General features: G+C 37.1%; 4 protein-coding genes. 3 read left to right on the top strand and 1 reads right to left on the bottom strand.

The window, feature by feature from the left end:
- Nucleotides 1-110 precede the first annotated feature (110 nt).
- The gene (locus K8089_RS15805; RefSeq protein ID WP_237604263.1) at nucleotides 111-758 is read left to right on the top strand and encodes a hypothetical protein; all 648 of its coding nucleotides are present in this window, start codon (nucleotides 111-113) and stop codon (nucleotides 756-758) included.
- Nucleotides 759-854: 96 nt separating this feature from the next.
- Here the strand turns inward: K8089_RS15805 and ltrA are convergent, their stop codons facing one another.
- Nucleotides 855-2,135: a group II intron reverse transcriptase/maturase gene (ltrA, locus tag K8089_RS15800; protein ID WP_237604262.1), complete on the bottom strand. Its 1,281-nt coding sequence runs from the start codon at nucleotides 2,133-2,135 to the stop codon at nucleotides 855-857.
- 634 nt (nucleotides 2,136-2,769) lie between these two features.
- Between ltrA and K8089_RS15795 the strand changes: the two genes are divergently transcribed.
- On the top strand, nucleotides 2,770-3,345 hold the full coding sequence (locus K8089_RS15795) for an RDD family protein (protein WP_237604264.1): 576 nt from the start codon (nucleotides 2,770-2,772) through the stop codon (nucleotides 3,343-3,345).
- 155 nt (nucleotides 3,346-3,500) lie between these two features.
- Nucleotides 3,501-3,941 carry a hypothetical protein gene (locus K8089_RS15790; protein WP_237604261.1) on the top strand — a complete coding sequence of 147 codons (441 nt, stop codon included), beginning with the start codon at nucleotides 3,501-3,503 and terminating at the stop codon, nucleotides 3,939-3,941.
- Nucleotides 3,942-4,154 lie beyond the last annotated feature (213 nt).

Below are 4,154 nucleotides of genomic sequence, written 5' to 3'. Positions count from 1 at the left end.
AAAAACAACTTCAACTAATGTACTAAACCAAAAAAATGTAATTTAGTAAAAACTATAAAAACACGAGCGGGTTATTAGACAAACTGCCGTTGTGCAACATTAGAAAAAAATTGAGAAAATTTTCGATACTTATTGGAATAATAACCATAATCTTTGCTGTCATAGGTTGCAAGAAAGAACCTGAATTTGAGAAAATTGATTTTGATTGGAAAATTGATGTGATTGAAAGCATTGGTCGAAATCTAAATCCTAATGAAAAATATGAATATTGGACTTTATTACGTTCCACCAATGGAGGTCATGAACACGTTGATATATTACACGAAGAAGGCAAGACAGAAAATCGTAGTCTGATTGATTTAAGTTATAGCCAAGAAGGTTTTATTGTTCGTGGACATCATGCTACTGACGCTTATTACATAATGGCCGTAGAAAATGGAGAAGTCTCTAAAATAAAAAACACGGAGGATTTAAAAATTTTCCTTAGTGAAATTGATACAATGGAAGAAGCTCTTTTGCTAACAACAATTAGGAAATTTGGAATAGATTATTGTGATGAGAGAGGTGGTTCATACCGAAAAACAAAAGATGGATTTGAATTCTATTTAATGAAATCTAATTCAACAGGAAGTTTAGTTATTTTAGAATCTTTAAAAAACACACAATATTTAGTTACCGTAAATAACTCTGGAGTCGTAAACTCAAAATCTTGCGGAGTATATTGCCAAGGGAAAAAAGAGTGTATAGATTGCGGGTAAAATAACGTTGCACAATCGAGTAGACGGCTCCGCCCCTAACTAGGAACGGAGTGCGCCTCTCACACCACCGTACATACGGGTCTCGTATACGGCGGTTCACCAGATTAAAGTCTGTGCTCTATCGATGTAATCTCCTAGCGGCTTATAGCCTTTTCGTTTGAGTCTAGAAATGGTTATGGTAGTTTTTAAAATAGGACTTTGAGCTACTGCCCATCCTCCCATTCGTGTTCTACTCCAAGCATACGCTTGCCCCTGTTCTATTCCCAATCTAATAAGGTTTTTACGTTTACGTTCTAGCTTTTTCCAATCGTGCCAGATACAATATCGCAATCGGTTTCCTAACCAAGTATCTAGCTTTTTAAGTTTAGCATAACTCTGAGTTAACCGATAGTTGTTAATCCATCCCCGACAGACTTCATTGAGTCTTTCAAGGCGTTCTAACAGGGATATGGGTTTGGTCTTTTTGGTGATACGCTTTAACGTTCGTTTAAACTTGCCCCAACTCTTATGAGATACAACTAATTGGTACTGCCCTTTTAAACCCTTTTTGTAGACAGGCACAAAACCGTGTCCTAGCAATTGGAAATGTACAGGTCTGCGAATACCGCTCTTGGCTTTGTTGATAGGTAACTTGAGAGCATCTCTTAAAAAGATATATAGCTCATTACCTATCCTTTTTGCCTCGCTTTTGCTCCTAGTGTAAACACTAAAATCATCAGCATAACGAACATAACGCAGTCCTTTCGATTCCATATGCTTATCCAGTACATCTAACATAATATTGGATAGCAATGGACTCAAAGGGCTTCCTTGCGGTATTCCTTTTCGGCGTTTCTCCAGCCGCCCATTAATACGTATGGGCGCTCGTAGCCATTTTCGGATTAGACGCAAGGTCGTTGGGCATTTTACCTTGTTGTAAATAAGTTGCAGTAATCGCATATGGTCTACCTCGTCAAAGAACCCCTGTAAATCAATATCTACAATGTCCTGATAGCCAGTATTGATATACTGCTGGGCTTGTAGTACTGCTTTGTGAAGGTTCTTATTAGGGCGAAAACCGTAGCTGAACGGTTCAAATTCATATTCGAACTCAACCATCAACTGTTGGTTTACCGATTGTTGTAGCCATCGATCTACTACTGTTGGAATCCCTAAAAGTCTGGTTTTACCCATACCTTTTGGAATGGAAACCCCTAAAATCGGGTCTGGCACATAGCGATGTGTGCGGATAGAGGACAGTAGGTCGTCACGGTGTTCAGCTATGTAAGCAGCTAATTCCGTTGTCTTCATACCATCTACTCCGCACGCTCCTTTATTGCGCTCAACTTTACGCTGCGCCTTATAAAGATTCTTTGCTTCTAATACCTTTTCAATCATAGGGTCAATAAATGTAAATACTCCTGTTGGGCTAAGGTTGGGCTAGCTAGGCTTCCCAATCGAATTCCAACATAATCTAATGTTCAGTCCTTCCTCATTTGTGAGACTTCTGTGGTTTCTTTTCACAGCTCGTTTCCTATAAGTACTATGACTTCTGCTGACTTCTCCATTATACCAACTCGTGGCTATGGAGACCTCCCCAGGTAATGGCATCTTCTTTCACTCAATCCCTGCCGTATCTACATAAATGCACTTTTGGTGTTCTTGGGGCGTTACAATGATGTGGTTGCTTACCCGCGCATAAATGCCTCTGTATACGGTTCCTGTTCGTCAGTATCGAGTTTTGTAGTCCTGCTTCCTTCAGTCCCGACCTCACGGTCGGCAACCTTGCAGCTTACTAATGGTTCAAGGCGTTACCCCTGCCCATAAGGGACATGCACCCTCTAGATTAATTATTTACCTTTCGGTAAAGTAAAAGATGCCCATGCTGGGCACACACAATGTATAACCACAATAACGGCGGATTCGACTGCGTCCGAATCCACGCGTAATTGATACCGTCGTTGCTTATCCGAAAAACATTAAATTTAATCCCGTAACTGCGGTTATACTAAACGTTGGCAAACATTTGAGAATGACAGAAACGAACAATAATAATGGAGTAATAGTCGGAGAAATTTCCAAGGTAGCGAATAGTAACTCAAGAATTAACCGAGTTTTAAGTATGCTTTTAGACCATTGTATTATGTGTCTTTTAATTGTACCATTGGGATTTCTGATTTTCGGATTAGGAGCATTAATGAAGGACAATCTGAATTACGGAATTGGAATAATATTGGTTTTTATTCCATTCTTCATTTATTTAAATAAGGACTTTTTCAAAGCCAAAAGTCCAGCAAAACGGATTTTAGGGTTTCAAGTAATTGACCGAAAAACGAATAAACCAGCGAATGAATTACAATGCTTTGTGCGGAATTTGACAATTTGCGTTGCTTGGCCATTAGAAGTTATTATTGGACTCATAAACCCTGAAAGGCGAATTGGTGATTTTATTGCAAATACGAAAGTTGTTGTGTCGGAAAAAGAAAAATTTAAATCCATTTGGACTGATTTAAAAAACACAAAATTAAAATCAAATTTTATCGGAATTTTAATAATTGGCGGAATCTATTTTTATGGATTAAGTCTTTTATTACCCGGAATGAATTAAAAAAACGATTTGCCAACAATGGCTATAAGTAATTGCTTGTTCTCGCCTACTTCTGAAAATCCTCGCGGATTTTCAGTTTAGTGTGTACTTGCAAAGTTAAGTGTTAACCCACGCAACTACTCATAGCCGAGACAGTTGTAGTGCATTTGAGAAAAATGAGAAACCTGATTAAAATATTAATTCTGACAATAGCTTTCGGAATATCAAACTCTATTTTTGCGAAAGTAGAAACTGATACAATTACGACTTGGAAATTATCCAAAGATTCGGAGTTATTAATTCAAAGCAACCACTTTAATTCAATAATTTATACTGTAGAATTGAATACCACGGACGAATATGAAAATTTAAATGTATCTGTTTTCTACGACTTCAATTCTGATATTATAAGTCGGAAAATAAAATTTCTGGTCGGAAAAAAAACAATAGCGGAATTTGACGAGGACAATAATAGTCGATTACCTTTTAGTTTACCGAAAAAGGAAATTGACAAAGTAATTACTGGATTTTTGAACGAACCAATTGCAATAGTTTATACTGACTCTATTAGTGAAAACGCAATTTTAGTTGGATTTGTTATATTTAAAAAAAAATAAAAACGCACTACAACACCGTATAAAAATAATTGCGGTTTAGTGCTAAAACAAAGGTAGTTGCGTATTTGCTACGTCTGATTTTCCATCGGAAAATCCTCGCACGCAAACCCGCAACTATTCTTATACATAAACGTTGTGGTGCATTTAAGACGACCTTTTAGAATAATTCAAAATTACTTTTCAAATCCAAAATATTTCCTATATTTGTATCTA

Source organism: Aequorivita vitellina, assembly GCF_022008365.1.
Taxonomy (GTDB): domain Bacteria; phylum Bacteroidota; class Bacteroidia; order Flavobacteriales; family Flavobacteriaceae; genus Aequorivita; species Aequorivita vitellina.
This window is presented reverse-complemented; position numbering and strand designations above follow the sequence as displayed.